The organism is Marivivens donghaensis (genome assembly GCF_030410045.1).
GTDB lineage: Bacteria > Pseudomonadota > Alphaproteobacteria > Rhodobacterales > Rhodobacteraceae > Marivivens > Marivivens donghaensis.
The window spans coordinates 46,076-72,403 of the sequence record NZ_JAUFRA010000005.1 but is presented as its reverse complement, the minus strand read 5'-3'; the positions used below and the strand labels follow the sequence as shown (position 1 = coordinate 72,403).

The window sequence follows — 26,328 nt, the reverse complement described above, 5'->3', positions numbered from 1 at the left end:
TTTATGGCCGATTTTCTTCCATTTTTCGGAAGCGCAGGGTTTACGATTGCGGCGTTTGTGGTCGCTTTGTCGATCATCGTCGCGATCCATGAATATGGTCACTACATCGTTGGCCGCTGGTCTGGGATCGGGGCAGAGGTGTTCTCGCTCGGGTTTGGTCCTGTTCTGTTTTCGCGGGTCGATAAACGCGGCACACGCTGGCAGATCGCTGCGATCCCGTTGGGTGGATATGTAAAGTTTAACGGTGATGCGAATGCTGCCAGTGTTGGTGGCACGGTCGGCGGGCGTGATACGATGCTGGGTGCGCCTCTTTGGGCGCGGGCCGCGACCGTGGCTGCGGGCCCCGTGTTCAACTTTATCCTGACGATTGTGATCTTCACGGGCCTTGGCCTCTGGGTCGGTAAGGCCACTGATCCGCTAACCTTGCGCAGCGTTCCTGATTTGCCCGCAAGCTTTATCCAAGACCTCGAGGTCGGAGATCAAATCATCGCGGTTGAGGACATGGATGCGCGGTCCGTGGCCGATTTCAGCATCGCCTTGGATCAATTGCCTGTTCAGCCGTCTCTTACTTACACGGTCCTGCGGGATGGTGTTGAACAGCAGGTGGAAGGTCCATTCCCCGAAACCACTCGCGTTCTGTCCGTCAACCATGACAGCGCGGCGGCCGTTGCTGGCGTGAAAGAGGGCGATGTAATTACCGCAATCGACGGTGCGCCTGTTTATGCTTTCTCGCAAATGGTCGAGATTGTCGGCGCCTCGGACGGCAAGGTTCTGACGCTCGATATTTGGCGGTCGGGTGAAAGCTTGCAGATCGAAGTTGCGCCGCGTCGCACAGATTTGCCAACGGCTGACGGCGGGTTTGAAACCCGTTGGTTGATGGGTGTTTCTGGCGGCATTTTCTTTGACCCTGAGACCATGACGCCCAACGTCGTTGAGGCTTTCACCGACGCCCTGCGTCAGCTTTGGTATGTACTGCAAACCTCTATCTCGGCCCTGTGGCATATGATTGCTGGGCAGATTTCGACTTGTAACCTATCGAGCCCTGTCGGTATTGCGCAAGCATCTGGCGCGATGGCTGCGGCTGGCCTGACGGACTTTATCAGTTTCATCGGGTTCCTGTCCGCAGCGGTTGGGCTTTTGAACCTATTCCCGATCCCTGTTTTGGATGGTGGGCACCTTGTGTTCCACGCCTATGAGGCCATTACGGGTCGTCGTCCCAGCGATGGTGCAATGCGTATCCTTATCGCGCTGGGGCTATCGGTCATTCTGACACTGACACTGTTTGGCCTTCTGAACGATTTGGTGCTCTGCCCATAATTTCGCGTCTGACGTCATTATTTCGCCCCATTTATTGTTTAGGTTGAGCCTGCGCATGGCAAGGGAGCCGAAGAAATGCATACGATCAACGCGAGCTATCGCAGCCTGTCTTTTCTGGTGAACCTCAATTGGGACCGGATCTTCTATTTTGTGGCTATTGTTGCCGCACTATGGATCGGGTCTTTGATTGGCACCTACGGACTGCACTAACATCGGTTAACCCTCGATGAGCAATGGATCGCACGCACCCCACGGGGTGCGTTGTTCGTTTTGACAAGACCCCTCAATCTGGTTAGGTCATAGTCCAAACGGGGCTGTTCGAATTGGCTGGATTCATGCGATTTACTTCTTTCTCTGAAAACGGGCCTTCGGGCAAAGCACTCTTGAAACTCACAGCGGCGGTTGGGCTTTCGCTTTTGACGTTTCAGGGGCTACCGGTTGGGGCGCAGTCCTTTACCGTGAACACCGTCTCGATCGAGGGGAACCAGCGGATCGAAACCGCAACGATCCTCAGCTATCTGGGCATCGCGCAGGGTGAGACAGTATCGGCCGCCGAACTTAACGATGCGAGCCAACGTATTCGCGCAACGGGATTGTTTGAAACGGTCGAGGTAGAGCCTCGCGGCGGCCAGCTGGTCATCACCGTATCTGAATACCCGACCGTGTATCGCATCAACTTTGAAGGCAACAGCCGTCTCAAGGATGACGAACTCTTTGCGCTTCTGAGCTCGCAAGAACGCCGGATTTACAGCCCGAGCAGCGTTGAGGCTGACGTTGCCGACATTACGGCAGCCTATGCAGATAAGGGGCGGATCAACGCCATCGTAACGCCGCGCATCATCCGTCTGCCCGACAACCGCGTTAACGTTGTTTTCGAAATTGCAGAAAACGGCGTGACCGAGGTGGAACGGATCGGGTTCTCTGGCAACCGCAGCTTCTCGGATCGTCGCCTGCGCGGTGTCCTCGCTACAAAACAAGCAGGTATCCTGCGCGCAATTATCGGCCGCGATACTTACGTTGCTGATCGTATTGATTTCGATAAACGCGTTCTGACCGACTTCTATCAATCGCGTGGCTACGTCGACTTCACGGTTAATGATGTGAACGTTGAGCTGACCCGTGGCCGTGATGCCTATCTGATCACGTTTGACGTTGAAGAGGGGCAGAAGTTCGATTTTGGCGCGATTGATGTCATTTCGGAAATCCCCGAAGCCAACCTCGAAGAATTCCAAGAGGCCGTTCGGACCCGTTCGGGCACGACTTATACGCCGCTCGATATCGAAAACGACGTTGCCCGTTTGGAGCGTCTGGCGCTGCAGCGCGGCCTTCAGTTTGTTCAGGTCGAACCGCGCATTACCCGAAATGACCGCGACCTTACGCTTGATGTGACCTATGCGCTGGTACGCGGCGAACGCATTTTCGTGGAGCGTATCGACGTTGAAGGTAACAACACCACGCTCGACCGTGTGGTGCGTCAGCAATTCCGCGAAGTAGAGGGCGATCCCTTTAACCCGCGTTCCATTCGTGAAACCGCTGAACGTATCCGTGCGCTTGGCTTCTTTGCCAACGCCGATGTTCAGGCCCGTCGCGGGTCGACCGATGATCAGGTTGTCATTGATGTGAACGTGGCCGAAGCCCCCACTGGGTCGCTGTCCTTTGGTGCGAACTTTAACACCGATACTGGCCTCGGTCTTTTGGCGTCCTTCCGTCAGCAGAACTTCCTTGGCCGTGGTCAAGCGTTGAGCCTGCAGTTCTCGACCGCTGAGACGAATAAATACTTCACGCTCAACTTCGATGAGCCTTACCTTCTGGGCCGCGACCTCGCGTTTGGTTTCGATATGAACTACGGCCAGACGAACAACGAGTCAGCGAACTACGATACCGAGAGCTTCACCATTCGTCCGTCCCTGACCTTTAGCGTCAGCGAAAATGGCCGTTTGCAGACATACGTCCAGAGCCGTTATTCGGACCTAACCGATGCTGCGACCACGTTGTCTCCAATCATCGCGGCTGATGTCGCGTTGGATGGGCAGTGGACCCATTCTCTCGGCTATACCTATACATGGGATACACGCCGGTCTGGTCTTGACGTCAATCGTGGAGCGATCTTGCGCTTTGGACAGGAATTCGGGTTCGGGGACACCACCTTTATCAAGACGACCGCGACCGCAGGGGCGGAGTCGAAGGTGCTGAACGAAGAGGTAACCCTTCGTGCGACGCTCGAAGGCGGGTATTTGCACTATTCGGGTAGCGACAGCACCATTTCTGACCGCTTCTTCTTGTCTGGTCGCCAGATGCGCGGTTTTGATTTGTATGGCATGGGGCCGCGTTACTACGACTCTGCGAACGGCTTTAACGATCCGCTTGGGGGTAACGCCTACGCCGTCGCTCGTGTTGAGGCGGAGTTCCCAATTGGTTTGCCCGATGAATACGGCATCCACGGTGGCGCGTTCATGGATTACGGATCACTTTGGGATCCAGGCATGACCTGTGGCACGAATTACTACTACTGCGATTTCACGCCTCGCGCGGTCGCTGGTGTATCGCTGTTCTGGGATACGCCAGTTGGTCCGCTGCGGTTTAACTTTACCGATACGTTGCTGTCCGAGGACTTGGATGAAGCCAAATCCTTTGACGTGACCATTTCGACAAGCTTCTAATGCGTTGGGTTCATGCTCTGACCGTTGCGATTGCGCTGACCTTTGGGGGTTGGGCAGTCGCGCCGGTTCAGGCGCAGGACGCGGCAGCAGTTGTTCGATCACCTGTCTTGTTGATCGACATTGAAACGGTGTTTTCGGGGACACAATACGGTCAGCGGATTTTGTCCGAAATCCAATCCGCTTCTGAAACATTGAAGGCTGAAAACCAGCGCATTGCGGATGCGTTGACCGCCGAAGAACAAGATATTGCCGCGCGCCGTCCGTCGATGGAGCCTTCGGTGTTTCGTGCTGAGGCGGATGCGTTTGACGAAAAGGTTGTCGGTATTCGTCGTGCGCAGGATGCCAAAGAACAAGAGCTTCAGGACCGTCTCACAGCGGCGCGTTCAAACTTTGACACGGCTATCCGGCCCGTTTTGGGCAAACTGATGCAAGACCGTGAGGCCGCGGTTCTCATGGCCCGCCGCGATGTGATCCTCTACTTCGGCGCCATCGATATCACGGATGCCGCCATCGCGCAGATTGATGCAACATTGGGTGATGGCACCCAAGCCCCTGAGAACTAACGCGACCTTGCCCCGTTGCGGGCGAATTGCTACTCAATAGACGAAGTGCCCGCGACGGGCTCGATAAGGACCACGACATGACTGACGCCGTAACCACCGCCGATATCCAACTGATCCAGCGGATTATCCCGCACCGCTTTCCGTTTTTGCTGGTGGATAAGGTTGTCGATATCAATGGCACTCAGTCTGGTAAGGGCATCAAAAACGTCACGATGAACGAACCGCATTTCACAGGTCACTTCCCTGATCAGCCTGTCATGCCTGGCGTTCTGATCGTCGAGGCAATGGCGCAAACGGCTGGCGTTATGGTCGGCGTGTCGCTTGGCATGGCTGATAAAAACATGAAGGTTTACTTCATGGCGATTGATGGCGTGAAGTTCCGTCGCATGGTCGTGCCGGGTGATGTTCTAGAGATGCAGATCGAAACGACACGCGGCAAACCGGGTGCAAAGGTTTGGAAATTCAAAGGGGTTGCAACAGTCGATGGTGAAATGGCTGCTGAAGCTGAATTCACCGCAATGATGGACACGAGCGCCTAATGACTGCGCAAATTCACCCCAGCGCCGTTATTGAGGATGGCGCCACTATCGGTCCTGATTGTGTGATCGGGCCGTTTTGCATCGTCGGCTCAGAGGTTGTTCTGGGCCGTGGTGTGACGCTGAAATCTCATGTGGTGATTACGGGCGACACATACATCGGTGACGACAGTACGGTGTTTTCGTTCGCCGTGATTGGTGAAATCCCGCAGGATAAGAAGTTCGGTGGTGAAAAGACCGCGCTCCGCATCGGTGCACGGGCGCGAATTCGTGAACATGTGACGGTGAATACGGGGACCGCTGGTGGCGGTGGGCTGACCTCGATCGGCGACGACTGCCTGTTGATGGCTGGATGTCACGTCGCCCATGATGCGCACATTGGCAATCGCGTGATTGTGGTGAACAGTTCAGCGGTTGCGGGCCATTGCATTGTTGAGGATGACGTCATCATCGGTGGTCTTTGTGGTATCCACCAATTCGTTCGCATCGGCCGTGGTGCTATCATCGGCGCGTTGACCATGGTGACGAACGACGTGATCCCGCATGCCTTGGTTCAAGGTCCACGCGGCAAACTCGATGGCCTCAATCTGGTTGGATTGAAGCGCAAAGGCGTTGATCGGTCGGACATTACAGCGCTGCGTGCTGCGTTTCAGGCGCTCAAAGACGGTGAGGGCACGTTCCTCGACCGTGCAAAGCGTTTGGGAGACGAAGCAGAGAGCGAATATGTCCGCGAGATGGTCGGTTTCATCCTAGGTGAAAGTGACCGTAATTTTCTGACACCGTCCTGATGCTTGCACTGATCGCAGGGACAGGTGCGTTGCCTGCTGCGCTTGTGACCGAATTGCAAGCGCAGGGGGAAACCCCACTGATCTGCATCTTTGGCGACTTTGAACCTGATGTATCGTCTGACCTGCCACGGGTGCGATTTCGATTAGAGACGCTCGGGTCGTTCATTTCCGAATTGCAACGTCGTAGCGTGACAGAGGTTTGCCTCGCTGGTGCGGTGCGTCGTCCTGACGTCGATCCCAGTTTGATCGATGCCGAAACAGCGCCATTGGTGCCGCGTTTGATGGCGGCCTTGGGGCAGGGTGATGATGGTGCGCTTCGCGTGATCCTGTCGATCTTTGAGGAGGCCGGCATCGCCATTCGCGCCGCTCACGAGATCGCGCCTACGCTATTGCCGCCATCTGGCGTTTTAACTGTTGTTCGCCCGTCAGAACAGAATAGCAACGATGCTGAAATCGGGCAGGCCTTTGTCGCCGACATGGGACGCCGTGACAGTGGGCAAGCCTGTGTTGTTCGTGCGGGTGAGGTCATCGCCGAAGAAGGCCCAGATGGCACGGACGCTATGATTGGCACGTTATCCAACGCGCAGCGGGCCATCCTTTTCAAAGCCCCTAAGCCAAATCAAGACCGCCGCGTGGACCTTCCTGTGATTGGTCCGAAAACGGCGCTTGGCGCGGCTGAGGCGGGGATGGACGGTATCGTGATCGAGGCAGGCGGCGTGATGGTCATGGACTTGCCGCAGGTCATCGCCACATTGGACGCGCATGGCATGTTTCTGTCGGTGAGGGCGCGGGGATGAAGGTCTTTCTCTTAGCGGGTGAAGTTTCTGGGGATCGCCTTGGTGGAGCACTGATGGCGGGCCTCAAGGAGTTGCGCGACGACATCGAATTCCACGGCATCGGCGGCGAACAGATGCAGTCGCATGGGCTGACCAGCCTGTTTCCGATGGAAGAACTGTCCATCATGGGCTTGGCTGAGGTTCTGCCAAAGTATTTTCACCTCAAACGCCGTATTCGTGAAACGGCCGATGAAATCCTGCGTCTCAAACCTGACGTGGTGATTACCATCGACGCGCCCGATTTTTCGCTGCGGGTGGCCAAACTGGTCAAAGAGGCGTCTAACATTCGGACCGTCCACTATGTTGCGCCCTCTGTTTGGGCGTGGCGACCGAAACGTGCAGCGAAGATGGCGAAGGTGATTGATCACGTCCTCGCACTCTTACCGTTCGAGCCGCCCTATATGACGCCGCATGGGATGGAGTGTGACTTTGTCGGACATCCCGTTACAACAGAGATCCAAGCGACTGATGCTGAGGCTGCCGATTTCCGTGCGCGTTTTGCCATTGGAGATGCGCCTTTGATCTTGGCTTTGCCCGGGTCGCGTCGGGGGGAAGTGTCGCGTTTGGCGGATCGGTTTGGCGCGGCTTTGGCACAGGTTGTTGCGGAGAAACCTGATGCAAAGATTGTTTTGCCCTGCGCTGCACCAGTTACCCAGTTGGTGCGTGAACTGACCGCAAATTGGTCGGTGCAGCCCATTCTGCTAGACCCAAGCGAAACAACGGCAGCAGACAAACGCGCGGCATTCAAGGCTGCGGATATTGCTTTGGCGGCCTCTGGCACTGTCTCTCTCGAATTGGCAGCAGCGCGGACACCGATGGTAATTGCTTACGATTTTAACAAAATCACATGGGCGATCATGCGGCGCATGGCGTTGATTGATACGTTTACCCTCGTGAACCTCGTCAGCGAAACGCGGGCTGTTCCTGAGTTCCTCGGGCCTGAGTGTCGCCCCGAGTTGATCGCACCTGCGATGCTTTCTGTCCTCAATGACCCGACCGCGCAGCGCGCTGCCATGGATTTGACGATGCAGCGGCTTGGTGAAGGGGGCGAAGCACCGGGCCTTCGTGCGGCACGTGCGGTGCTTGCGCGGCTCTAGATGTTGGGGCTGACGGGGTTATTCCTTGCCGCGTTTCTGGCTGCGACGATTGTCCCCGCACAGTCAGAGGCTGTCTTGGTCGGGATTATTATCGCGGGCGAACACGCGGTTGGCACTCTGCTTTTTGTCGCGACTGTTGGAAACGTGGCTGGATCTTTGGTCAACTGGATCCTCGGTCGCTATCTGGGTCGCCTGTTCAGCCATCCACGATTTCCGTTTTCGTCCGAACAGATCGAACGGGCACAGCGGAGCTATCATAAATGGGGTTGGGTGAGCCTCTTTGCATCATGGGTGCCCATTATTGGAGACCCGCTCACCGTTGTTGCGGGTACGATGAAAGAACCGCTTTGGCGGTTTCTGACCGTGGTCACGATTGCAAAGTTTGGGCGGTATGCCGTGCTCGCTTGGGTCACGGTTGGTTTGATGTAAGGCTTAATTGCCCTTCCAAATCCAACCGCCGCCTAGAATGCGAGTGCTCTCTGGATCGTAGAACACACAGGCCTGACCGGGCGACACGCCTTCCTCGGGCGTTAGCAATTCAACCTCTGCTTCCGTGTCCGAGATCGCCCGCAAAATCGCAGGGGCAGGAGGACGGGTGGACCGCACCTTGACCGAGATTTCGCGTTCAGCCACGTCAGTGAACGCCCCATCGCCGAGCCAGTTGATTTCGCGGATCGGCACGCGACGGGTCGCGAGCAGCTCTTTAGGGCCGACAACGACCTGACGATTGTCCACGTCGAGCTTCACAACATAGAGCGGGTCAGCGAGGCCGCCGATACCCAAACCACGCCGCTGGCCGATCGTGTAATGGATCACGCCGCGATGATCACCCAAGACATTGCCGTCCGTGTCGACAATCTTTCCAGGCTCAGCCGCGCCCGGACGCAGCTTTTCAATCACGCTTGCGTAGTTACCATTCGGGACAAAGCATATGTCCTGACTGTCAGGTTTGTCCGCAACCGCCAGACCGTATTTCGTCGCCAAAGCGCGCGTCGCGTCTTTGGACGGCAAATGGCCGAGTGGGAAGCGCAGGTAATCCAACTGCTCTGGCGTGGTTGAGAACAGGAAATACGACTGGTCGCGGTTCGCATCGGCGGCGCAATGCAGTTCCGCTCCATTCGGCCCCATCATGCGCTGAATATAGTGACCCGTCGCCATGCAGTCGGCATCCAGATCCTTTGCCGTCTGCAAGAGGTCTTTGAACTTTACGCGCTCATTGCAACGGATGCAGGGCACAGGGGTCGCGCCAGCCAGATAGCTGTCAGCGAATTCGTCGATCACTGCTTCTTGGAAGATGTTTTCGTAGTCGAGCACGTAATGCGGGAAGCCCATTTCCTCGGCCACGCGGCGGGCGTCATGAATGTCACGACCCGCACAGCACGCGCCTTTTTTCGCCAGCGCCGCCCCGTGATCGTAAAGCTGGAGCGTCACGCCGACCACGTCATAGCCTTCTTCGGCGAGCTGCGCGGCGACTACAGATGAATCCACGCCGCCTGACATAGCGACAACCACGCGGGTTTCCGAGGGCGGCTTGGCAAAGCCAAGAGAGTTTAGTGGGTGATCAAGCGACATGTCAGCCTCCGGCGACTGGGTAGGGCAAGTCCGAGGGAATATATGAAAATGCTAACTACTCTCAAGGGGCGGTTTCACTCCTCGTTAAATGATCACGGCACAGTGTTTGTGCATGACGTGTCTATATGAGGATGAAACCATGTACCTTAGGAAAATTGATGGTCCGCGTGCGGTGACCTTACCCGATGGGACGCACATGACGGTGGCAGACCTGCCGCCGGAGGGAACAAACCGCTGGGTTGCGTCGCGCAAAGCAGCGGTTGTGCAGGCAGTATTCTCGGGATTGTTAACTAAGAACAACGCCTTGGATCGGTATGATCTCTCTGAGGAAGAGTTTGATGGGTGGGTTTCGGCGATCCGTTTGCATGGAAAGTCAGCCTTAAAAGCTACGGCTGTACAAAAATATAGACAACTTTAGGTAGAATGTGTGAAGGTAGCCTTAGCGGTAACGTGTAATTAACCATTGTGCATCAAGGTTAACGTCAGAACACAAAATGCGGAGGCTGCAGATGCGAGTGCTGCTGGTTGAAGACGACCCGACGACATCGAAAAGCATTGAAATGATGCTGACCCATGCGAACCTTAACGTCTACTCGACGGATTTAGGTGAGGAGGGGATCGATCTAGCAAAGCTATACGATTACGATTTGATCCTTCTGGACCTGAATTTGCCAGATATGAACGGTCACGAGGTGCTGCGCCAGCTGCGTCTATCGCGGGTTGAAACCCCAATTTTGATCCTGTCAGGTGACGATGGAATTGAGAGCAAGATCAAAGGGTTCGGGTTCGGTGCCGATGACTACCTGACCAAACCGTTCCACCGCGAAGAACTCGTGGCGCGTATCCATGCGATTATCCGTCGGTCCAAAGGCCATTCGCAGTCGGTGATCAACACGGGCCGAATTTGTGTGAACCTCGATGCTAAAACGGTCGAGGTTGAAGGCTCGCCTGTTCACCTCACGGGCAAAGAGTATCAAATGTTTGAACTTCTTTCTTTGCGCAAAGGGACCACCCTGACCAAGGAAATGTTCCTTAATCATCTTTATGGCGGCATGGATGAGCCTGAACTGAAGATCATCGACGTGTTTATCTGTAAACTGCGGAAGAAATTGCAGTCGGCTACAGGTGGTGAGAACTACATCGAGACCGTTTGGGGCCGTGGCTATGTGCTCCGCGATCCTGAACCGATGCGTGCCACGACCAAAATCGCGGTCGGCGCCTGAGATTGCCCCTAGCATCTTGTCGATTGGCAGGTGGACCCCTAGAACATTGCTGAGGCTGATTTCAGCCTTGGCAGAAGATGGGGAAGAGCGTGACGCAATCGGCCACAGCGACAATCGCGGTAGAGCAGCTAGAAAGTGAACAAGCCGCCGAAGAATTGGCACGTCTTGCCGATGTTTTGGCGCGGGCGAATGCGGCTTATCATACTGAAGATGCTCCAGATATTTCGGATGCGGAGTATGACGCGCTCAAGCGGCGCAATGCTGCGATTGAGGTTCGTTTTCCTGACCTGAAACGTTCCGATAGCCCGTCCGAACAGGTTGGTGCGGCTGTCGGCGATGGGTTTGGCAAAATCGCGCATGCTGTTCGCATGCTGTCCTTGTCGAACGCGTTTGACGACGATGATGTTGCCGATTTTGATGAACAGGTGCGCAAATACCTCGGCACGGAAGAGGCGATCTCTTACACCGCTGAGCCTAAGATTGATGGGCTTTCATTGTCGCTAAGGTATGAGTACGGTATTTTGGTTCAAGCCGCGACACGTGGCGACGGCGAAGTCGGTGAAAACGTCACAGAAAACGCCAAGACGATTTCAGATATTCCGCATCAGATCGTTGGCGCACCAGCCGTGATCGAAGTTCGCGGCGAAGTCTATATGAGCCACGCGGATTTCGCCGCGCTGAACGAACGCCATGCCGCGACAGGTGGAAAGACCTTTGCGAACCCTCGAAACGCTGCCGCGGGGAGCCTTCGTCAGCTAGACGCAGAGATCACACGCGCACGACCGCTTCGGTTTTTTGCCTATGCTTGGGGTGAGGTCAGTGAGCCGCTTGGTGAGACTCAATTTGATGCAATTGAGCGATTTAAAGCATTGGGATTTCAAGTAAATCCTTTAACGCGACTATGTGCGTCCACCGCAGAAATGATCAGCCACTACCGAGATATTGAAACGCAGAGAGCAACGCTCGGCTACGATATCGACGGTGTGGTTTATAAGGTGAATGACCTGAACCTCCAGCGCCGTCTCGGGTTCCGATCCACGACGCCGCGTTGGGCGATTGCGCATAAGTTCCCTGCTGAACTGGCGTGGACGCGGCTTGAGGCGATCGACATTCAGGTTGGTCGAACGGGGGCTTTGTCGCCCGTGGCACGTCTCCAGCCCGTGACGGTCGGCGGGGTCGTAGTGTCGAATGCCACGCTCCATAACGAGGATTACATCGCGGGCCGTGACAGCAATGGTCACCCCATTCGCGATGGCAAAGACATTCGGATCGGCGATTGGGTGCAGGTCTACCGCGCTGGCGATGTGATCCCCAAAATTGCGGACCTTGATCTGTCAAAACGTCCCGATGATGCTGAGCCTTTCGCGTTCCCGCATGTATGCCCAGAATGTGGGTCAGAGGCGATCCGCGACGAGGGAGACTCGGTTCGGCGTTGCACGGGCGGTTTGGTATGTCCTGTGCAGGCTGTTGAACGGCTCAAGCATTTCGTATCGCGCGGGGCCTTTGATATCGAAGGCCTCGGCGCAAAACAGATCGAAATGTTCCACAATGATCCAGTGCTCCCGATCAATGAACCTGCCGATATTTTCACGCTCGCGAAACGTGACGCAAAGAACCTAGCGCGTTTGAAAAATCGCGATGGCTTTGGTGAAAAGAGCACGAATAAGCTGTTTGAGGCTATTGAACAGAAACGAAAAATACCGTTTGGGAAGTTCTTGTTCGCTCTCGGTATTCGCCACCTAGGTGAGGTCGCAGGTGCCGATCTTGCTCGTCATTTTATCACTTGGGATGCCTTGGTTCAAACGGCAGATGCTGCCCGCATGGCCGCGCAATGCGAAGTCATGGCTGAGGAGGCGGAAGCCCAAGAACGCGCGTCGGCTGAGGCGCAAGGCCGTCGGGCGAATATTAAGAAGTCGCGGGATACGGCTTGGGCGGGTTGTCCTACTGACGCACTCGCGGCGTGGAATGAATTTACGTCAATCGATGGGATCGGGGCCGTCTTGGCGGTGTCGTTGATCACCACGCTGTCCCAACCCGAAGAGCGGGCCGTCATTGACCGATTGGTGGCCGAGCTTGACATTCAAGCGCCGGAACAACGATCAAACGACAGTCCTGTTGCGGGTAAAACGGTCGTCTTTACCGGTTCGCTCGAGAAGATGACACGGGCAGAGGCAAAGGCGCGAGCGGAATCACTGGGCGCGAAGGTCGCGGGGTCGGTGAGTGCAAAAACCGACTTGCTGGTCGCGGGACCAGGTGCAGGGTCCAAGGCGAAGAAGGCCGAAGAACTAGGCATTGAGACCATCGACGAAGACGGTTGGCTCGCGTTGATTGGGGACGCATGAGCGGTCGGCCCGAAATACTCTGGCCGCTATTTGGCGATTTGACTGGGTTAGACGGGATCGGTCCGAAAACGGCTGCGCATCTTGAAAACCTTGCAATCAAAACGCCGCGCGATTTGCTGTTTACCTTGCCGCAATCCGGTGTTGATCGCCATCGGCGTCGGTCTATCCGTGATGTGACGCCGCCAGCGACAGTGACCGTTGAAGTAGTGGTCACGGGCCACACGCCGAACCGTCAAAAAGGGCGTCCGTATCGGGTCACGGTCGAGGATGCCGAGACCTCGTTTCAGATCGTGTTCTTCCACGCGCGTGGCGATTATCTGACTAAGATTTTGCCCGTTGGGTCGCGGCGGATCGTGTCAGGTAAGATCGAGTTTTTCGACGGTGTGGGTCAGATGGTTCATCCCGATCACATTCTTGCCGCCGATGACGCCGACAGCATTCCCGCCTTTGAACCGGTTTACCCGCTGACCGCTGGCATCACGCAAAAGCTGATGTTCAAAGGCAGTCGTGCCGCGTTAGCTCTATCGCCCGTTCTGCCAGAGTGGATCGATCCCGCGCTTAAGACCCGCGAAAACTGGCCAGATTGGCGTGATGCGGTCGAGGCGGCGCATAATCCGCAATCGACAACCGATTTGTCGCCCTTTGATAAAGCGCGTCAACGGCTCGCCTATGACGAGGTTCTAGCGCACCAACTGACACTAACGCTGGCGCGCGCGCAGGTGCGGCGTGGCAAGGGTCAAGTGAACAAAGGGAATGGAGCGCTGCGGTCCAAGGTCTTGGCGGCCTTGCCCTATCGGCCGACCAATGCGCAGCTCCGTTCAATTGACGAAATCGCTGACGACATGGGGCATGGGGCGCGTATGAACCGCTTGCTTCAGGGCGATGTCGGGTCAGGGAAAACGCTCGTTGCGTTGATGGCACTCTTGATTGCGGTTGAGGCCGGCGGGCAGGGCGTCATGATGGCCCCGACCGAGATTTTGGCACGCCAGCACCTAGAGGGGTTGCGCCCCTTGGCCGAAAGCGCGGGTGTCGTTCTGGAAATTCTGACGGGTCGCGACAAGGGCAATGAACGTAAGGCCAAACTCGCCGCGCTGAAAAATGGCGACATCGGGATTTTGGTAGGCACCCATGCGGTGTTTCAAAAGGATGTGGAGTTCGCGGACCTTAGGCTCGCGGTTATCGACGAACAGCACCGTTTTGGCGTGGCACAACGGATGGAACTGGGTGCCAAAGGCACGGCTGTCGATGTTCTGGTGATGACGGCGACGCCGATCCCGCGCAGCCTCGCGCTCGCGCAATATGGCGATATGGATGTGTCGGTGCTCGATGAAAAGCCACCGGGGCGGACGCCTGTGCAAACGGCCTTGGTCAGCACGCAGCGGATGGATGAGGTCGTTGACCGTCTGCGCCGCGCTGTGGCCGAGGGGCGTCAGGCCTATTGGGTTTGCCCCTTGGTCGAAGAGTCCGAGGTCAGCGATATGACCGCCGCCGAAGAGCGGTTCAAACGGCTTCGTGCGGCCTTGGGCGATGGCGTCGTCGGGCTGGTGCATGGCCAAATGCCACCGTCCGAAAAGGATGCCGCAATGGCGCGGTTTGTGGCGGGCGAGACCAAAGTTCTGGTTGCAACGACCGTGATCGAGGTGGGCGTGAACGTGCCAAACGCGTCGATCATGGTGATCGAACGGGCGGAAAGCTTTGGTCTTGCGCAGTTGCACCAATTGCGTGGACGGGTAGGGCGCGGGTCTGCGGCTTCGACATGCCTGCTGATGTATCAACCGCCCCTGACCGAGAGTGGCAAACGGCGTTTGGAAATTCTGCGCGAGACGGAAGACGGATTCCGTATTTCTGAGGAAGACCTCGCCATTCGTGGTGCGGGCGACATGATCGGCACTGCGCAATCGGGTCTTCCGCGGTTTCGGATCGCTGACTTGGAACGTCAGGCGGCGCTGATGCAGACCGCGCAGGCGGATGCGCGAAAGCTGTTATTGGATGATCCAAAACTGGAATCGGATCGGGGACGGGCCGCGCGTGTTCTCCTTTGGCTCATGGAACAGGACAAAGCGATCCGTTTGATTTCAGTGGGTTAACCTGATGTTCTCCTAAATGTTCGCAAATGTTCTCAAAAAGTTCTTGATTGAATCGGAATCATGTGAGAACAAATAAGCAACAAGGTTAACGCAGCAGGAGAAATCAACATGGCGAAAGATATCAAAGCCGTACTGAGCCGGTCACCCGTGACTGTTCTGTCCGATCTGATTGGGGCGGTGTCGCTGGTTGTGATCCTCTATGCTGGCCTCACGCTGCCTGCGTTCTTGTAACCTGCCTATCAACTGCCCTCGTGTTCCGCGCCGTTCCGGTCTGTCGTCCTGTCCCAAACTTCTGACGTCGACCACTGCCTGTCCAAATTGGTCAAACGGAGTCCTGCCTCTTTTCCGTTTTCACCGGATACGGGTCCCACGCGAAACACCGCTCTCCGCCGCCGTCCATTGTGACGTGCGGCGGTTTTCTTTTTGCGGTCAGATTTTATAGGCGAGGCGGAGGCCACCCCAATGACGACCGTTCACGGTGATCGGGGCAGAGAGGTCTTTCATCATCGCAAATTCGCCACCGCCCATATCACGGCGATAGACCTGCATAAGGAAAGGTTCGCGGCTTTGACCAGCCTTTAGGCCGACACGGTCGTCGAAAATCCTGCGGTTTCGGCTGTTCGCAGTGTTCCAAACAACGTCAGGTCCTTGCGGGAACGAGAATTTGAGGTTGTGCGTTGGCAAGTAGCCACGATCGTCCACGGCGGCGCTGAACACCACTCTTGGATCGAGTTTCAGCGCAGGTTCTTGGAATTTCGGAAGAACGGCATCCGTGAACCGCGTAAAGCGCGACATGACCTGCTGTGGATTGGTTGCAGGGATCGGAAGGTATGTTCGATCAAAGAGTTCTGCTTCGGAAATGACTCGCTTCTTGATCGCGTCTTCAAAGGCCGCACTGATCTCTTTCGCGGTTTGAATCACGTGATCAATGAACTTCTGATCCTCAGAGGCGCCCCCTGCGAGAACGCTCAGGCGCACAACGGTTTCGCTATCATCCACCAAGGCATGTAGTCGACTGCGTGTTTCCTGCACACCATCCGTCGTCGTTTGGGCCGATCCCGCGATTTTTTCAAATGCGGGACCGAAAGTGTCAATCGCATCCGCGATAACTTCGGCATCGGCTTGCATGGTCCCTGCCGTGCGAACGGTTTCCTGCATTTGTTCCGCAACGGTCGTGATCTTTTGGTTCGTGTCTTCGGTGTCCGCAATCACCTTTGCCGCGGTGGTCTGCATGGCGGTGGTTTCTTTGCTGAGTTCGTCAAAGTTCTTAGCGAGGACTGTGACACCTTCGCTGACCGACTCTGCGGCCATCCCAGTGTTACGAGACAGCTCGTTGATGGCCTCTGCTACGACAGCAAAGCCACGGCCATGCGTGCCCGCACGGACGGCCTCGATCTTGGCATTGATGGCGAGGATATTCACCTGACGGGCAATCGACGTGATCTCGCGGTTCAGGCTTTCCACCGATTTCAGCGTTTGAACCACTGCCGTAATGCGGGTTTCAACGGACCGCACCCAGTTTGCGACCTGTTCACTGCTTTCGCGGCTGGTGAGGAAACTCGCGATGCCAAGCTGAAGCGCTTCAGAATTGGCCTCGGCCATTGTCGCGACATGCCTGATTGCTTCTTGCATAGCGGTGTTGGCATGCATGATGTGATTGACCCGCGATTGCAGGCCTTCCATTTCACCTAGCTGTTGGCTGGACAATTCGCCAACGCTGTCAAGGAAGCCAGCGATATCTACGACGTCAGACGCCATTTTGGTGCCGACGCGGGTGATTTCATCAAACCCCGTCGATGGTACGTCAGCGAACTGCGCTGAACTCTTTCGGTGCAACATGCGTCCTCCCGGTGCCCGAACCGACACCCAAGGGAGTCGGCGAATTACTCTTTTTGTGCCTGCGCCAAATGCGCCGCCTCGACGACCGCGTCGAAGGCCAGAAGGATCGACGCGTGCCTGTTCTTGTAATCCCGTGCTGGCAGCAGCGCCTCCAACCCATCAAAAGGCGCTTGCGGAACGGGACCATCATTTTTCAGCATTGCGCGCAATTCGTCCCGTGCGGCCTCTAGCTCCGCGACGGTCCGCCCTATGACCGCACCCCCAAGGATCGCGGCAGAGGCTTGACCCAATGCACATGCTTTAACGTCCTGACCGTAGGAACTTATAACGCCGTCCTGCATTTTTATGTCCACAGTGACCGTCGACCCGCATAAAGGCGAACGTTTTTTCACCGTGGCATCTGCATCGGGCAGGCGGTCCGTGAACGGCATGTCTGCCGTGAGCGCCAAAATGCGCGAGGAATAGAGTTTCACCAATTCTGCATTATCGGACACGGGCGGGTTTTCCTTTTCAACGTCTGTGCAGTAAATAGGGCGCGAACCGCGACAGCAATAGGATACCTGCGATGAAATTCGATCCATCCCTTCTAAAGTATGATGATCGCGGGCTTATTCCTGCGATTGCGCAAGACGTGGATACTGGCGACGTGCTGATGATGGCGTGGATGAACGCTGAGGCAGTCGCAAAAACGCTTGAGACGGGCAAGGTCACCTATTGGTCGCGGTCGCGCCAGTCGTTCTGGATCAAGGGTGAAACTTCTGGCCACCATCAAGTGTTGGTAGAGTTCACCTTTGACTGCGACAAAGACTGCATTTTGGTCAAAGTCCGCCAGACGGGTCCTGCCTGTCACACAAACCGTCGGTCGTGTTTCTACACCGCCGTCCGCGACGGAGAGACGGTCGAACTGATGACCCCGATGGCCTGACACGCATTTTTGCGGTCACTCTCGGGCCTTTGCCCTTTTCCCCGTGGCGCATCCATGTAATAGGGAAGCGCCAAACGAAGCTATTCCATGGAGCACCCTGATGGAGATTCGCGAGGCCCTCACTTTCGACGACGTACTATTGGTTCCAGCGGCCTCATCGGTGCTGCCGGCGACCGCTGATACGCGCACTTTCGTGACACGTGGGATCAAAATGAACATCCCGCTTTTGTCCTCGGCAATGGACACCGTTACCGAAGCACGCATGGCGATTGCGATGGCGCAAGCGGGCGGTATCGGCGTGATCCACAAGAACCTGTCGTCCGAAGAACAAGCCCGCGAAGTCCGCCGTGTGAAGCGTTTTGAATCTGGCGTTGTCTACAACCCCGTCACGCTACGCCCCGACCAGTCGCTCGCCGATGCAAAGGCACTGGTGGAGCGGTATAATTTCACTGGTTTCCCCGTTGTTGACGACAAAGGCCACGTGGTCGGTATTGTGACCAACCGTGACATGCGCTTTGCCTCTGAAGAGACAACGCTGGTCTCTGAAATGATGACCTTCGACAACCTCGCTGTTCTGCGTGAACCCGTTGATCGTGACGCCGCCATCGACATGATGAAGCAGCGCCGTATCGAAAAACTGTTGGTTACCGATGGAAATGGCAAGCTGACAGGTCTCTTGACGCTCAAAGACACAGAGAAATCGGTTCTGAACCCAACAGCATGTAAAGATGAGCTGGGCCGCCTGCGCGTCGCTGCGGCGACCTCTGTTGGTGATGCTGGTTTTGAACGGTCGATGATGTTGATTGATGCTGGCGTGGATATCGTTGTTGTCGATACCGCACACGGTCACTCTGCTGGTGTTCTCGATGCCGTGCGCCGCATCAAAGCGGAAAGCAACGTTCAGATCATCGCGGGCAACGTTGCGACTGCCGACGCGACAAAGGCGTTGATCGACGCAGGTGCTGACGCTGTCAAAGTAGGCATTGGACCGGGTTCGATCTGCACTACGCGCATGGTTGCAGGTGTTGGCGTGCCGCAGCTGACCGCGATCAATGATTGCGCCAAAGCGGCAGGCGATGTGCCTGTCATCGCTGACGGTGGTATCAAATTCTCTGGCGACTTTGCCAAAGCGATCGCAGCAGGTGCATCTTGCGCTATGGTTGGCTCGATGATCGCGGGCACTGACGAATCCCCAGGCGAGGTGATCCTGTATCAGGGCCGTTCGTTCAAATCCTACCGCGGCATGGGCTCGCTCGGCGCGATGGCGCGTGGTTCGGCGGACCGTTATTTCCAAAAGGACGCCGCAAACGACAAGCTCGTCCCCGAAGGTATCGAGGGTCAGGTCCCATACAAAGGATCTGTTGCAACGGTTCTTCACCAGATGGTCGGCGGTCTTCGCGCTGCAATGGGTTACACTGGTAACGCGACCGTCGCTGAGATGAACAAGAACTGTTCCTTTGTCAAAATCACGGGCGCTGGTCTGAAAGAGTCGCATGTTCACGACGTTCAGATCACCCGTGAAAGCCCGAACTACCGGATCGGCTGATGACACCGGCAGCCCGCGTTGCTGCGGCGATTGAAGTTCTGGATAAAATCCAAGAGGGGCAGCCTGCTGAGGCTGCCCTGATCGCTTGGGCGCGTGGGTCGCGATTTGCGGGATCCAAAGACCGCGCAGCCATTCGCGACCACGTGTTCGATGTTCTCCGTCGTTGGCGGAGTACGGCTGCGCTGGGTGGCGCGGAAACGGGGCGTGGTCGGATGATCGGTCTTTTGCGCCAACAGGGCGCTGATCTAGCCGATGTGTTTTCGGGTGAAGGACATGCGCCACAGAGCTTGTCCGACGATGAACTGGCCTACACGCCGACGGAAATGTCACCAGACGCTGAAGCGGACTGGCCAGAATGGCTTTGGCCGCAGTTAGTGGCCGATTTTGGTGCCAATGCGAAGGGCATTGCGACCGCGCAACAAGACCGAGCACAGGTTTTCCTGCGCGTGAACCGTAAGCGGAGCACCGTTGAAAAGGTTCTTAGCGCTCTGAAAACCGACGACATCGACGCTCATGCGCATCCAGATGTCGAGGGCGCGATCATCGTCACCGGCAATGCGCGCCGTATTCAACAAACGCGGCTGTGGGATGACGGGCATATCGAGCTTCAAGACGCAGCATCGCAAATGGCTATGGCGCGTTTAGGCGTAACTGCTGACCAAACCGTTCTGGACTATTGCGCTGGCGGTGGCGGTAAATCGCTCGCGCTCGCAGCGCTTGGTGCGCAAGTGACAGCCCATGATGCCGACGTTGGTCGGATGAAGGATATTCCTGCCCGTGCTGCACGCGCTGGAACTCGCATTAAGGCGACAAATCGCCCGATCGGGACCTTTGATCTGGTTCTCTGCGATGCACCCTGTAGCGGGAGCGGGACCTGGCGTCGGACCCCCGACGCGAAGTGGCGTCTGACTGAGAGTCGTTTGGCAGAGTTAACAACGATTCAACGGTCGATTTTGGAAACTGCGATGACACATGTCGGGCAGGGTGGTCGATTGGCTTATGCGACATGTTCGGTTCTCAACGTTGAAAATCGCAGGGTGGTTGACGGGTTCCTCGCCGACCATCCAGAGTGGTCCGTTGTTGACGAAATGCAATTGCGTCCGACCGAACTGCACGATGGTTTTTATCTCGCTACACTGTCAAGATAACCACTAAAGGTTGTATTAAATGCAACCTCGCTGCACAGTCTTTCTCGTATTAAGGGTGCGTTAACCAAGTTTCGACATGGTGCACCCGATTATTAGGAGAATTCGGTGTGCACACAGGTTCCGCACGCATTGATGGTCCCATTGGGCTATCCGTTTTGGCGTTTACTGCAATTATCTCAGTCTCTTTGGCGGGCTGGGTTACTGAGCCGAAGGTAACCTTATTTGGGTATTTATGCGGTGGCGCGATGGGTCTAACCGCCATTTTTATGTTTATTCGGAGCGCTATGAGGCAGTATGCGCAACGTCGGACTTTGGCGGCAATAGAGCCAATTGTATCGTCAAACACCGAACCAACGTGGGTGATTGGGATGGACGGTTCGATATCGTTGTCGAACGGCGCCGCGCGATCAATCGACTTATCTCAGCTATTTGCGAGCCCTAGAGCGACGATTTTGCGTTTCAATGCTGAGGCTCGGCAGTTTGGGCGCGCTCACCACAACTTTCAACTCAAAGGCGAGGGTTCGCAGCTTTCAGTGACGTCGCTGCCCGAGAACGTTTTCCTTTGGGCCCTTTCGACCAAAAGCGGAGTTCAAAAGCCTGATCAACCATATCTGACCGAAGATGACCACGACAGTCTAGCCGATATTGGTGAAATCGACGCGCTGCCTGTACCGATCCTCAAGGTCGCTCAAACCGGAGAAATCCTGTTCGCCAACCAAGAAGCCCGCACGTTGCTAGGTGGGCAGATCACCAATGGTACGCGGCTGTCTGATCGGCTCGAGGGGTTAGGGCGCCCAATCACAGATTGGCTGGCTGATGTCGCGGCATCGCGAAGCCTTAACACCCGTGAATTTTTACGTGGCAAAGGCGATCGGCAGGACTTCTTTGTGCAAGTTGCGTTGCATCCAACGGGGCGCGAGCCTGATAGTCCGTTGATTGCGGTTCTGAACGACATGACAGAATTCAAATCGCTCGAAGCGCAGTTCGTTCAGAGCCAAAAGATGCAAGCCATCGGTCAGCTGGCAGGCGGCGTGGCGCATGATTTTAATAATTTATTAACCGCAATTTCAGGGCATTGCGAGTTACTCCTCATGCGGCACCGTGAGGGCGATACGGATTTCTGCGATCTAAATCAGATCAAAGAAAACACCACCCGCGCGGCGCGGCTGGTGTCGCAACTCCTCGCGTTCTCGCGTAAACAGACGCTGCTCCCCGAGGTCTTTGATCTGTCAGGTGTCCTTGCGAATATGACGCAATTGCTGGATCGTCTGGTCGGTGAACGGATCAGGTTGGTCTTGTCCCAAGAGGACAATCTCTACCCCATTCGAGCCGATAAACGTCAGCTTGAACAGGTTATCATGAACCTTGTTGTGAACGCTCGGGATGCGATGCCGGGTGGCGGGGATATTCGGGTTGAAAGCCAGAACGTGACGCTGGCAGAGCGCCTTGAGCGAGATCACGCGCGTCTGCCGGCTGGTAACTACGTGCTGATCAAGGTGATCGATGAAGGTCACGGTATTCCGTCGGAAAAGATCGGAAAGATATTTGAGCCGTTCTATTCGACCAAGAAACCTGGCGAAGGCACGGGGCTAGGGCTTTCGACGGCATATGGGATTGTGAAGCAATCTGGTGGCTTCATTTTCGTCGAAAGCGAACCTGACGTAGGATCTATTTTCTCGCTCTATTTTCCCCATTTCGATGGGGCGGTGACCGACACGCTTAACCCCCAAGTCACTGAAAAGCCAACGATTACCCCTCGAAAGGGCGTCGTTTTGTTGGTCGAAGACGAAGCACCGGTGCGCGCCTTTGCGACGCGTGCCTTGCAGATGAAAGGGCTGACCGTGTTGGAGGCCGAAAGTGGTGAGCAGGCTCTGACACTTCTCGAAGACCCAGAATTGGTCGTTGATATCTTTGTCTCAGACGTTGTGATGCCCGGAAAAGATGGACCAACGTGGGTCAAAGAGGCGCGTAAAATGCGCCCTAAGACCCGCGTTGTGTTCGTCTCTGGCTACGCCGAAGATGCCTTTACCGACCATCTTGCTGACGTTGGGCCATCGGTATTTCTGACGAAACCGTTTTCTCTGGCTGATCTTACACGCACCGTCGAGGCAGAGCTCGCCGCCCGTTAACCGAAGTGCGAAACGAGGTGTGCGGCGCAGCCTGTGAGCGCGGCATAGTCGTCTTCGATCACGTGGACAGTGAAGTTGCTCATAAAGCCCGCAAAGCGACCTTTGTCGCGGAACGCCGTGTCGAACCCGAACTGATCAAGGTAGGGTTTGAACGCCCGCGCCACACCACCGGACAGATAAACACCGCCAAAGGGAAGGTGGATCAGCGACAAGTTACCAGCCACGGTGCCCAGAATGCGGGTAAACTGCTGGGCTGCAGCAATCGCGCGAGGATCACTGCCATCGGCACAGGCGGTCATGATTTCAGCGGCGCTCTTTTCAACAGGGGTGCCGTCTTCTTGACCCAGCCACATGTAAACGCGCTCTAAACCACGACCAGAGAGCACGTCCTCGACCGCGGGGAAGCCGTGTGCGTTGGAGACGAAGTTGCAAAGCCGCAATTCGGCGTCGGTGCGAATGGGTAGGTTCGCGTGACCAGCCTCTGACGGGGTGACTAGTCGACCTGCCTCGGTTTCAAATACTGGCGCACAGTTAAACCCAGTGCCTACGCCGATCACGAGTTTTGCAGCGTGTTCATTGCCTTTGGCACCATCCAAAACAATTGGAACATTGGCGTCGTCGATATATCCAATTGCATGACCTTGGGCCTGCAAGTCATTCAGAATGGCTACATTTTCGGCCTGAGTGGCGCGCGCAAGTGTCGGCTTGTCGATCGTCCAATCGAGGTTGGTCATCGTCGCTTTTCCATCGCGAACGGGGCCAGCGACAGCGACACAAGCGGCCTTGGGATCGACGCCTTTTTCGTCTTTGACGTATTGGCGGATCACCGTTTCTAGTCCTGGAAATTCGGCATTCGAATAACGGCGGATCGTTTCGGGCAGGATTGTTCGACCATCAGCCAATGCCACGCGGGTATTGGTGCCGCCAATGTCAGCGACGAGTGAAAGCGTATCAACCGGATGAGCCATAGGGCACCTTTTCTAAGACGAGATATGAGCGACTGCGTTCCCGCGTGCGCTGCTTTTAGTGTTCAAAGCGATTAGGCTGCAAGTTTGAATTAAGCCCGAACCAGTGCGGGACCTGTGGACTGACCCAAAACCAATTCGGCTTCAAAAAGGACAGTTTCAGGATCGCGGGTCGGATCATTGATCATTTGCAGCAGGATTTCGGCAGACTTTCGGCCAGCCTCACGAACAGAGGATCGTGTGGCTGTAAAGATCGGCACATCACCGCCGTTCCGTAGGTAGGACAACACGTCGTCGTGTGTGACGACTGACACGTCCTTGCCCATGATCAATCCGCGTTCTTCAATTGCGCGACGGACACCCAAGGCGCAGATCATTGAGGACACGAGGAAAGCCGTCGGTGGGTTGGGCTGGCTGAGCAGGGTCGCCGTCGTGTCATGCGCGAAAAGTTCGGTCATTTCGTGGCTACACATCAAAATCGGGTCGGGGGTCAGTCCGCGATTGTAGTGCGCGGCCTCATACCCCTCGCGACGACGGAAGGCGAAATCCATCCTCTCGAGGCCATTTATCAAAGCAATTCGACGGTGACCGAGATCTAGCAAAAGTTCGGTGGCACGCTCAAACGCACGGCGGTTATTCATGTCGACCCAAGAATAGGGATCAACCGCATTGGTGGCGCGACCGTGCACGACGAATGGGAGACCGATCTTTTTCAGCAGAGGAATACGGGGTTCATCCATCAGGGGGCCGTGGACCACAACGCCATCGACGGAGCCGCGAGATTTGATCTGACGGTAGGCCGCTTCCTCATTGTTATCCTCAACGAGGGTCAGAACCATGTCGTAGCCTTCACGGGAATAAACCTCACCTGCGCCCGCGATAAAATCGCCGAAGACCGGGTTCACCATCTCATGCTTTGTCGACACAGGGATCACGTGACCAATCGCCATTGTGCGACCCGTGGCGAGGCTGCGGGCACGTGTGTTGGGGCGGTAGTTATGTTCTTCTGCAGCGCGGCGAACCTTTTCGCGCGTTTCTTCGGAAACCTCGGGGTAGCCGTTCAATGCGCGACTCACCGTGGTTTGGCTCAATCCGAGTTTTGTGGACAGCTCTTTGAGGTTCATTCGGTTTCCAAAGCGGTTTTAAATTTCAAAGCTCAGACTATCTGCGCCGCTTATTAACGTCAATTTAATGTGTATTTATTAATTTTCTGCAGGTGCGAAGGTGTTTTTCGGTATGTTAGCGCTATATCGGTGAATCATTGACAGTGCCTTTTGAATGAGGCAATCGTTACACCAATCAAACCGCTTTGGATAAATTTGATAGGCGGACTTGATCACATTCAAATCGTCGAGAGGCGGACTTGGGAGGAGAAACCATGAAGAAATTTTACACCGGTGCTGCAGTTATCGCGCTGACTGCCACGATGGCTCACGCTGACGCACACCTGATTTTCGCTGAGGGCGAGGGTGCATTCAGCTGGGATAGCTACGCAGACTTCGCTGCTGGCCACGACTACGCAGGTAAGACCGTGACCATCTCTGGTCCGTGGATGTCGCCAGAAGCTGACTACTTCAACAACATGGTTGCATACTTTGAAGCAGCGACCGGCGCAGACGTTTCCTACGTTGGCTCTGACAGCTTTGAACAGCAGATCGTAATCGACGTTGAAGCAGGCGCTGCACCGAACCTCGCAGTATTCCCGCAGCCGGGTCTTGCCGCTTCGCTCGCAAGCCAAGGCAAACTGTCCCCGCTCGGTGCTGATGCACGTCAGTGGGTTCTGGACAACTACGCTGCTGGTCAGTCGTGGGTTGACCTCGGCACCTATGACAATGCTGGTGCTGGCGATGACTTCTTTGGCTTCTTCTTCAACGTGAACCTGAAGTCGCTCGTTTGGTACGTCCCTGAGAACTTCGAAGATGCTGGCTACGAAGTGCCAACCTCGATGGAAGAACTCAAAGCACTGACCGATCAGATCGTTGCTGACGGTGGCACCCCGTGGTGTATCGGTCTGGGTTCGGGCGCAGCGACTGGCTGGCCGGCAACTGACTGGGTCGAAGACCTGATGCTCCGCACGCAGCCTGCATCTGTTTATGACGCATGGACCACAAACGAACTGCCGTTCAACTCGCCTGAAGTTATCGGTGCGATCGAAGAGTTCGGCGCATTCGCGAAGAACGACGCATACGTTGCTGGTGGCGCTGGCGCTGTAGCAACCACCGACTTCCGTGACAGCCCGAAAGGCCTGTTCGACGCTCCGCCGGCTTGCTACATGCACCGTCAGGCTTCGTTCATTCCGGCGTTCTTCCCAGAAGGCACCGAAGTGGGCACCGATGCTGACTTCTTCTACTTCCCGTCCTACGCAGACAAAGACCTCGGCAACCCAGTTCTGGGCGGCGGTACTCTGATGGCTGTAACCAACGCATCCGATGCGACCACTGGCTTCATGGAATTCCTGCAGACCCCGTTTGCACAAGAAGTCATGATGGCTCAGGGTGGCTTCCTCACACCGCACCTCGGCGTGAACAACGATGCATATGCATCGGCAGCGCTGAAATCGCAGGGTGAGATCCTTCAGGGCGCAACCACCTTCCGCTTTGACGGTTCCGACCTGATGCCGGGCGCTGTTGGCGCAGGTTCGTTCTGGACTGGCATGGTTGACTACGTTGGCGGCGCTTCCGCAGAAGACGTAGCGAACGCGATCCAGACGTCTTGGGACGCAATTAAGTAATCATCGCTAGATGATCTATGGGGC

The 26,328-nt window shown here is 56.0% G+C and carries 23 protein-coding genes and 1 pseudogene; 19 read left to right on the top strand and 5 right to left on the bottom strand.

Annotated elements, in window-relative coordinates:
* Positions 1-3 precede the first annotated feature (3 nt).
* From rseP to QWY83_RS05855, 9 genes are all read left to right on the top strand, one after another.
* Entirely contained in the window at positions 4-1,317 is a 1,314-nt protein-coding gene (gene rseP / locus QWY83_RS05895) for an RIP metalloprotease RseP (RefSeq protein ID WP_249945674.1), read from the top strand.
* A gap of 75 nt (positions 1,318-1,392) precedes the next feature.
* Positions 1,393-1,527 (top strand): hypothetical protein, encoded by a 135-nt coding sequence (locus QWY83_RS05890; protein WP_290245703.1) that lies wholly within the window; start codon positions 1,393-1,395, stop codon positions 1,525-1,527.
* Between the two features lie 125 nt (positions 1,528-1,652).
* Positions 1,653-3,977, top strand: a complete 2,325-nt coding sequence (gene bamA, locus QWY83_RS05885; RefSeq protein WP_249945675.1) for an outer membrane protein assembly factor BamA — start codon at positions 1,653-1,655, stop codon at positions 3,975-3,977.
* The gene (locus QWY83_RS05880; RefSeq protein ID WP_249945676.1) at positions 3,977-4,540 is read left to right on the top strand and encodes an OmpH/Skp family outer membrane protein; all 564 of its coding nucleotides are present in this window, start codon (positions 3,977-3,979) and stop codon (positions 4,538-4,540) included. Before bamA ends, QWY83_RS05880 begins: the two co-directional genes overlap by 1 nt.
* A gap of 77 nt (positions 4,541-4,617) precedes the next feature.
* The gene (fabZ, locus tag QWY83_RS05875) at positions 4,618-5,079 is read left to right on the top strand and encodes a 3-hydroxyacyl-ACP dehydratase FabZ (RefSeq protein WP_249945677.1); all 462 of its coding nucleotides are present in this window, start codon (positions 4,618-4,620) and stop codon (positions 5,077-5,079) included.
* Positions 5,079-5,864 carry an acyl-ACP--UDP-N-acetylglucosamine O-acyltransferase gene (lpxA, locus tag QWY83_RS05870; protein WP_249945678.1) on the top strand — a complete coding sequence of 262 codons (786 nt, stop codon included), beginning with the start codon at positions 5,079-5,081 and terminating at the stop codon, positions 5,862-5,864. Before fabZ ends, lpxA begins: the two co-directional genes overlap by 1 nt.
* Entirely contained in the window at positions 5,864-6,661 is a 798-nt protein-coding gene (locus QWY83_RS05865) for an LpxI family protein (RefSeq protein WP_249945679.1), read from the top strand. Before lpxA ends, QWY83_RS05865 begins: the two co-directional genes overlap by 1 nt.
* Positions 6,658-7,797 carry a lipid-A-disaccharide synthase gene (lpxB, locus tag QWY83_RS05860; protein ID WP_249945680.1) on the top strand — a complete coding sequence of 380 codons (1,140 nt, stop codon included), beginning with the start codon at positions 6,658-6,660 and terminating at the stop codon, positions 7,795-7,797. Before QWY83_RS05865 ends, lpxB begins: the two co-directional genes overlap by 4 nt.
* Positions 7,798-8,226, top strand: a complete 429-nt coding sequence (locus QWY83_RS05855) for a YqaA family protein (protein ID WP_249945681.1) — start codon at positions 7,798-7,800, stop codon at positions 8,224-8,226.
* A 3-nt stretch (positions 8,227-8,229) separates the two neighbouring features.
* Here QWY83_RS05855 and mnmA read toward each other — a convergent pair whose 3' ends face one another.
* Positions 8,230-9,369, bottom strand: a complete 1,140-nt coding sequence (gene mnmA / locus QWY83_RS05850; protein WP_249945682.1) for a tRNA 2-thiouridine(34) synthase MnmA — start codon at positions 9,367-9,369, stop codon at positions 8,230-8,232.
* A 139-nt stretch (positions 9,370-9,508) separates the two neighbouring features.
* Between mnmA and sciP the strand changes: the two genes are divergently transcribed.
* The 5 genes from sciP (at position 9,509) to QWY83_RS05825 (ending at position 15,252) form a co-directional block, all read left to right on the top strand.
* Complete coding sequence (gene sciP, locus QWY83_RS05845) at positions 9,509-9,787, top strand: CtrA inhibitor SciP (protein ID WP_105236343.1); 279 nt, start codon at positions 9,509-9,511, stop codon at positions 9,785-9,787.
* Positions 9,788-9,878: 91 nt separating this feature from the next.
* Positions 9,879-10,592, top strand: coding sequence for a response regulator transcription factor CtrA (gene ctrA / locus QWY83_RS05840; RefSeq protein ID WP_249945683.1), 714 nt, complete (start codon positions 9,879-9,881; stop codon positions 10,590-10,592).
* A gap of 77 nt (positions 10,593-10,669) precedes the next feature.
* Positions 10,670-12,934: an NAD-dependent DNA ligase LigA gene (gene ligA / locus QWY83_RS05835; protein ID WP_249945684.1), complete on the top strand. Its 2,265-nt coding sequence runs from the start codon at positions 10,670-10,672 to the stop codon at positions 12,932-12,934.
* Positions 12,931-15,021, top strand: coding sequence for an ATP-dependent DNA helicase RecG (gene recG, locus QWY83_RS05830; protein ID WP_249945685.1), 2,091 nt, complete (start codon positions 12,931-12,933; stop codon positions 15,019-15,021). Before ligA ends, recG begins: the two co-directional genes overlap by 4 nt.
* A 108-nt stretch (positions 15,022-15,129) precedes the next feature.
* Positions 15,130-15,252 carry a hypothetical protein gene (locus QWY83_RS05825; protein WP_290245694.1) on the top strand — a complete coding sequence of 41 codons (123 nt, stop codon included), beginning with the start codon at positions 15,130-15,132 and terminating at the stop codon, positions 15,250-15,252.
* Between the two features lie 198 nt (positions 15,253-15,450).
* On the opposite strand, the gene QWY83_RS05820 is transcribed toward QWY83_RS05825, so the two are convergent.
* On the bottom strand, positions 15,451-16,860 hold the full coding sequence (locus tag QWY83_RS05820; RefSeq protein ID WP_249945686.1) for a methyl-accepting chemotaxis protein: 1,410 nt from the start codon (positions 16,858-16,860) through the stop codon (positions 15,451-15,453).
* A 44-nt stretch (positions 16,861-16,904) separates the two neighbouring features.
* Positions 16,905-17,354, bottom strand: a complete 450-nt coding sequence (locus QWY83_RS05815) for an iron-sulfur cluster assembly scaffold protein (RefSeq protein WP_249945687.1) — start codon at positions 17,352-17,354, stop codon at positions 16,905-16,907.
* A gap of 71 nt (positions 17,355-17,425) precedes the next feature.
* On the opposite strand from QWY83_RS05815, the gene hisI reads away from it, so the two are divergent.
* From hisI to QWY83_RS05795, 4 genes and pseudogenes are all read left to right on the top strand, one after another.
* Complete coding sequence (gene hisI, locus QWY83_RS05810; protein ID WP_249945688.1) at positions 17,426-17,785, top strand: phosphoribosyl-AMP cyclohydrolase; 360 nt, start codon at positions 17,426-17,428, stop codon at positions 17,783-17,785.
* Between the two features lie 100 nt (positions 17,786-17,885).
* The gene (gene guaB, locus QWY83_RS05805) at positions 17,886-19,331 is read left to right on the top strand and encodes an IMP dehydrogenase (RefSeq protein ID WP_105235029.1); all 1,446 of its coding nucleotides are present in this window, start codon (positions 17,886-17,888) and stop codon (positions 19,329-19,331) included.
* Positions 19,331-20,479: an RsmB/NOP family class I SAM-dependent RNA methyltransferase gene (locus QWY83_RS05800; RefSeq protein WP_249945689.1), complete on the top strand. Its 1,149-nt coding sequence runs from the start codon at positions 19,331-19,333 to the stop codon at positions 20,477-20,479. The genes guaB and QWY83_RS05800 overlap by 1 nt, the downstream gene beginning before the upstream one ends.
* A 647-nt stretch (positions 20,480-21,126) precedes the next feature.
* Positions 21,127-22,608, top strand: a pseudogene (locus QWY83_RS05795) (ATP-binding protein); the annotation flags it as partial.
* Here QWY83_RS05795 and QWY83_RS05790 read toward each other — a convergent pair.
* Positions 22,605-23,576, bottom strand: a complete 972-nt coding sequence (locus tag QWY83_RS05790) for a glucokinase (RefSeq protein WP_249945691.1) — start codon at positions 23,574-23,576, stop codon at positions 22,605-22,607. The pseudogene QWY83_RS05795 and the gene QWY83_RS05790 sit on opposite strands and share 4 nt — an antisense overlap.
* Before the next feature lie 89 nt (positions 23,577-23,665).
* Entirely contained in the window at positions 23,666-24,697 is a 1,032-nt protein-coding gene (locus tag QWY83_RS05785) for a LacI family DNA-binding transcriptional regulator (protein ID WP_249943971.1), read from the bottom strand.
* A gap of 254 nt (positions 24,698-24,951) precedes the next feature.
* On the opposite strand from QWY83_RS05785, the gene QWY83_RS05780 reads away from it, so the two are divergent.
* Positions 24,952-26,304 (top strand): ABC transporter substrate-binding protein, encoded by a 1,353-nt coding sequence (locus tag QWY83_RS05780; RefSeq protein WP_249945692.1) that lies wholly within the window; start codon positions 24,952-24,954, stop codon positions 26,302-26,304.
* Positions 26,305-26,328: the final 24 nt, after the last annotated feature.

Coding starts and splice junctions, on each gene's coding strand:
- rseP (WP_249945674.1), top strand. CDS start 4: ATGGCCGATTTTCTTCCATTTTTCGGAAGCGCAGGGTTTACGATTGCG.
- QWY83_RS05890 (WP_290245703.1), top strand. CDS start 1,393: ATGCATACGATCAACGCGAGCTATCGCAGCCTGTCTTTTCTGGTGAAC.
- bamA (WP_249945675.1), top strand. CDS start 1,653: ATGCGATTTACTTCTTTCTCTGAAAACGGGCCTTCGGGCAAAGCACTC.
- QWY83_RS05880 (WP_249945676.1), top strand. CDS start 3,977: ATGCGTTGGGTTCATGCTCTGACCGTTGCGATTGCGCTGACCTTTGGG.
- fabZ (WP_249945677.1), top strand. CDS start 4,618: ATGACTGACGCCGTAACCACCGCCGATATCCAACTGATCCAGCGGATT.
- lpxA (WP_249945678.1), top strand. CDS start 5,079: ATGACTGCGCAAATTCACCCCAGCGCCGTTATTGAGGATGGCGCCACT.
- QWY83_RS05865 (WP_249945679.1), top strand. CDS start 5,864: ATGCTTGCACTGATCGCAGGGACAGGTGCGTTGCCTGCTGCGCTTGTG.
- lpxB (WP_249945680.1), top strand. CDS start 6,658: ATGAAGGTCTTTCTCTTAGCGGGTGAAGTTTCTGGGGATCGCCTTGGT.
- QWY83_RS05855 (WP_249945681.1), top strand. CDS start 7,798: ATGTTGGGGCTGACGGGGTTATTCCTTGCCGCGTTTCTGGCTGCGACG.
- mnmA (WP_249945682.1), bottom strand. CDS start 9,369: ATGTCGCTTGATCACCCACTAAACTCTCTTGGCTTTGCCAAGCCGCCC.
- sciP (WP_105236343.1), top strand. CDS start 9,509: ATGTACCTTAGGAAAATTGATGGTCCGCGTGCGGTGACCTTACCCGAT.
- ctrA (WP_249945683.1), top strand. CDS start 9,879: ATGCGAGTGCTGCTGGTTGAAGACGACCCGACGACATCGAAAAGCATT.
- ligA (WP_249945684.1), top strand. CDS start 10,670: ATGGGGAAGAGCGTGACGCAATCGGCCACAGCGACAATCGCGGTAGAG.
- recG (WP_249945685.1), top strand. CDS start 12,931: ATGAGCGGTCGGCCCGAAATACTCTGGCCGCTATTTGGCGATTTGACT.
- QWY83_RS05825 (WP_290245694.1), top strand. CDS start 15,130: ATGGCGAAAGATATCAAAGCCGTACTGAGCCGGTCACCCGTGACTGTT.
- QWY83_RS05820 (WP_249945686.1), bottom strand. CDS start 16,860: ATGTTGCACCGAAAGAGTTCAGCGCAGTTCGCTGACGTACCATCGACG.
- hisI (WP_249945688.1), top strand. CDS start 17,426: ATGAAATTCGATCCATCCCTTCTAAAGTATGATGATCGCGGGCTTATT.
- guaB (WP_105235029.1), top strand. CDS start 17,886: ATGGAGATTCGCGAGGCCCTCACTTTCGACGACGTACTATTGGTTCCA.
- QWY83_RS05800 (WP_249945689.1), top strand. CDS start 19,331: ATGACACCGGCAGCCCGCGTTGCTGCGGCGATTGAAGTTCTGGATAAA.
- QWY83_RS05790 (WP_249945691.1), bottom strand. CDS start 23,576: ATGGCTCATCCGGTTGATACGCTTTCACTCGTCGCTGACATTGGCGGC.
- QWY83_RS05785 (WP_249943971.1), bottom strand. CDS start 24,697: ATGAACCTCAAAGAGCTGTCCACAAAACTCGGATTGAGCCAAACCACG.
- QWY83_RS05780 (WP_249945692.1), top strand. CDS start 24,952: ATGAAGAAATTTTACACCGGTGCTGCAGTTATCGCGCTGACTGCCACG.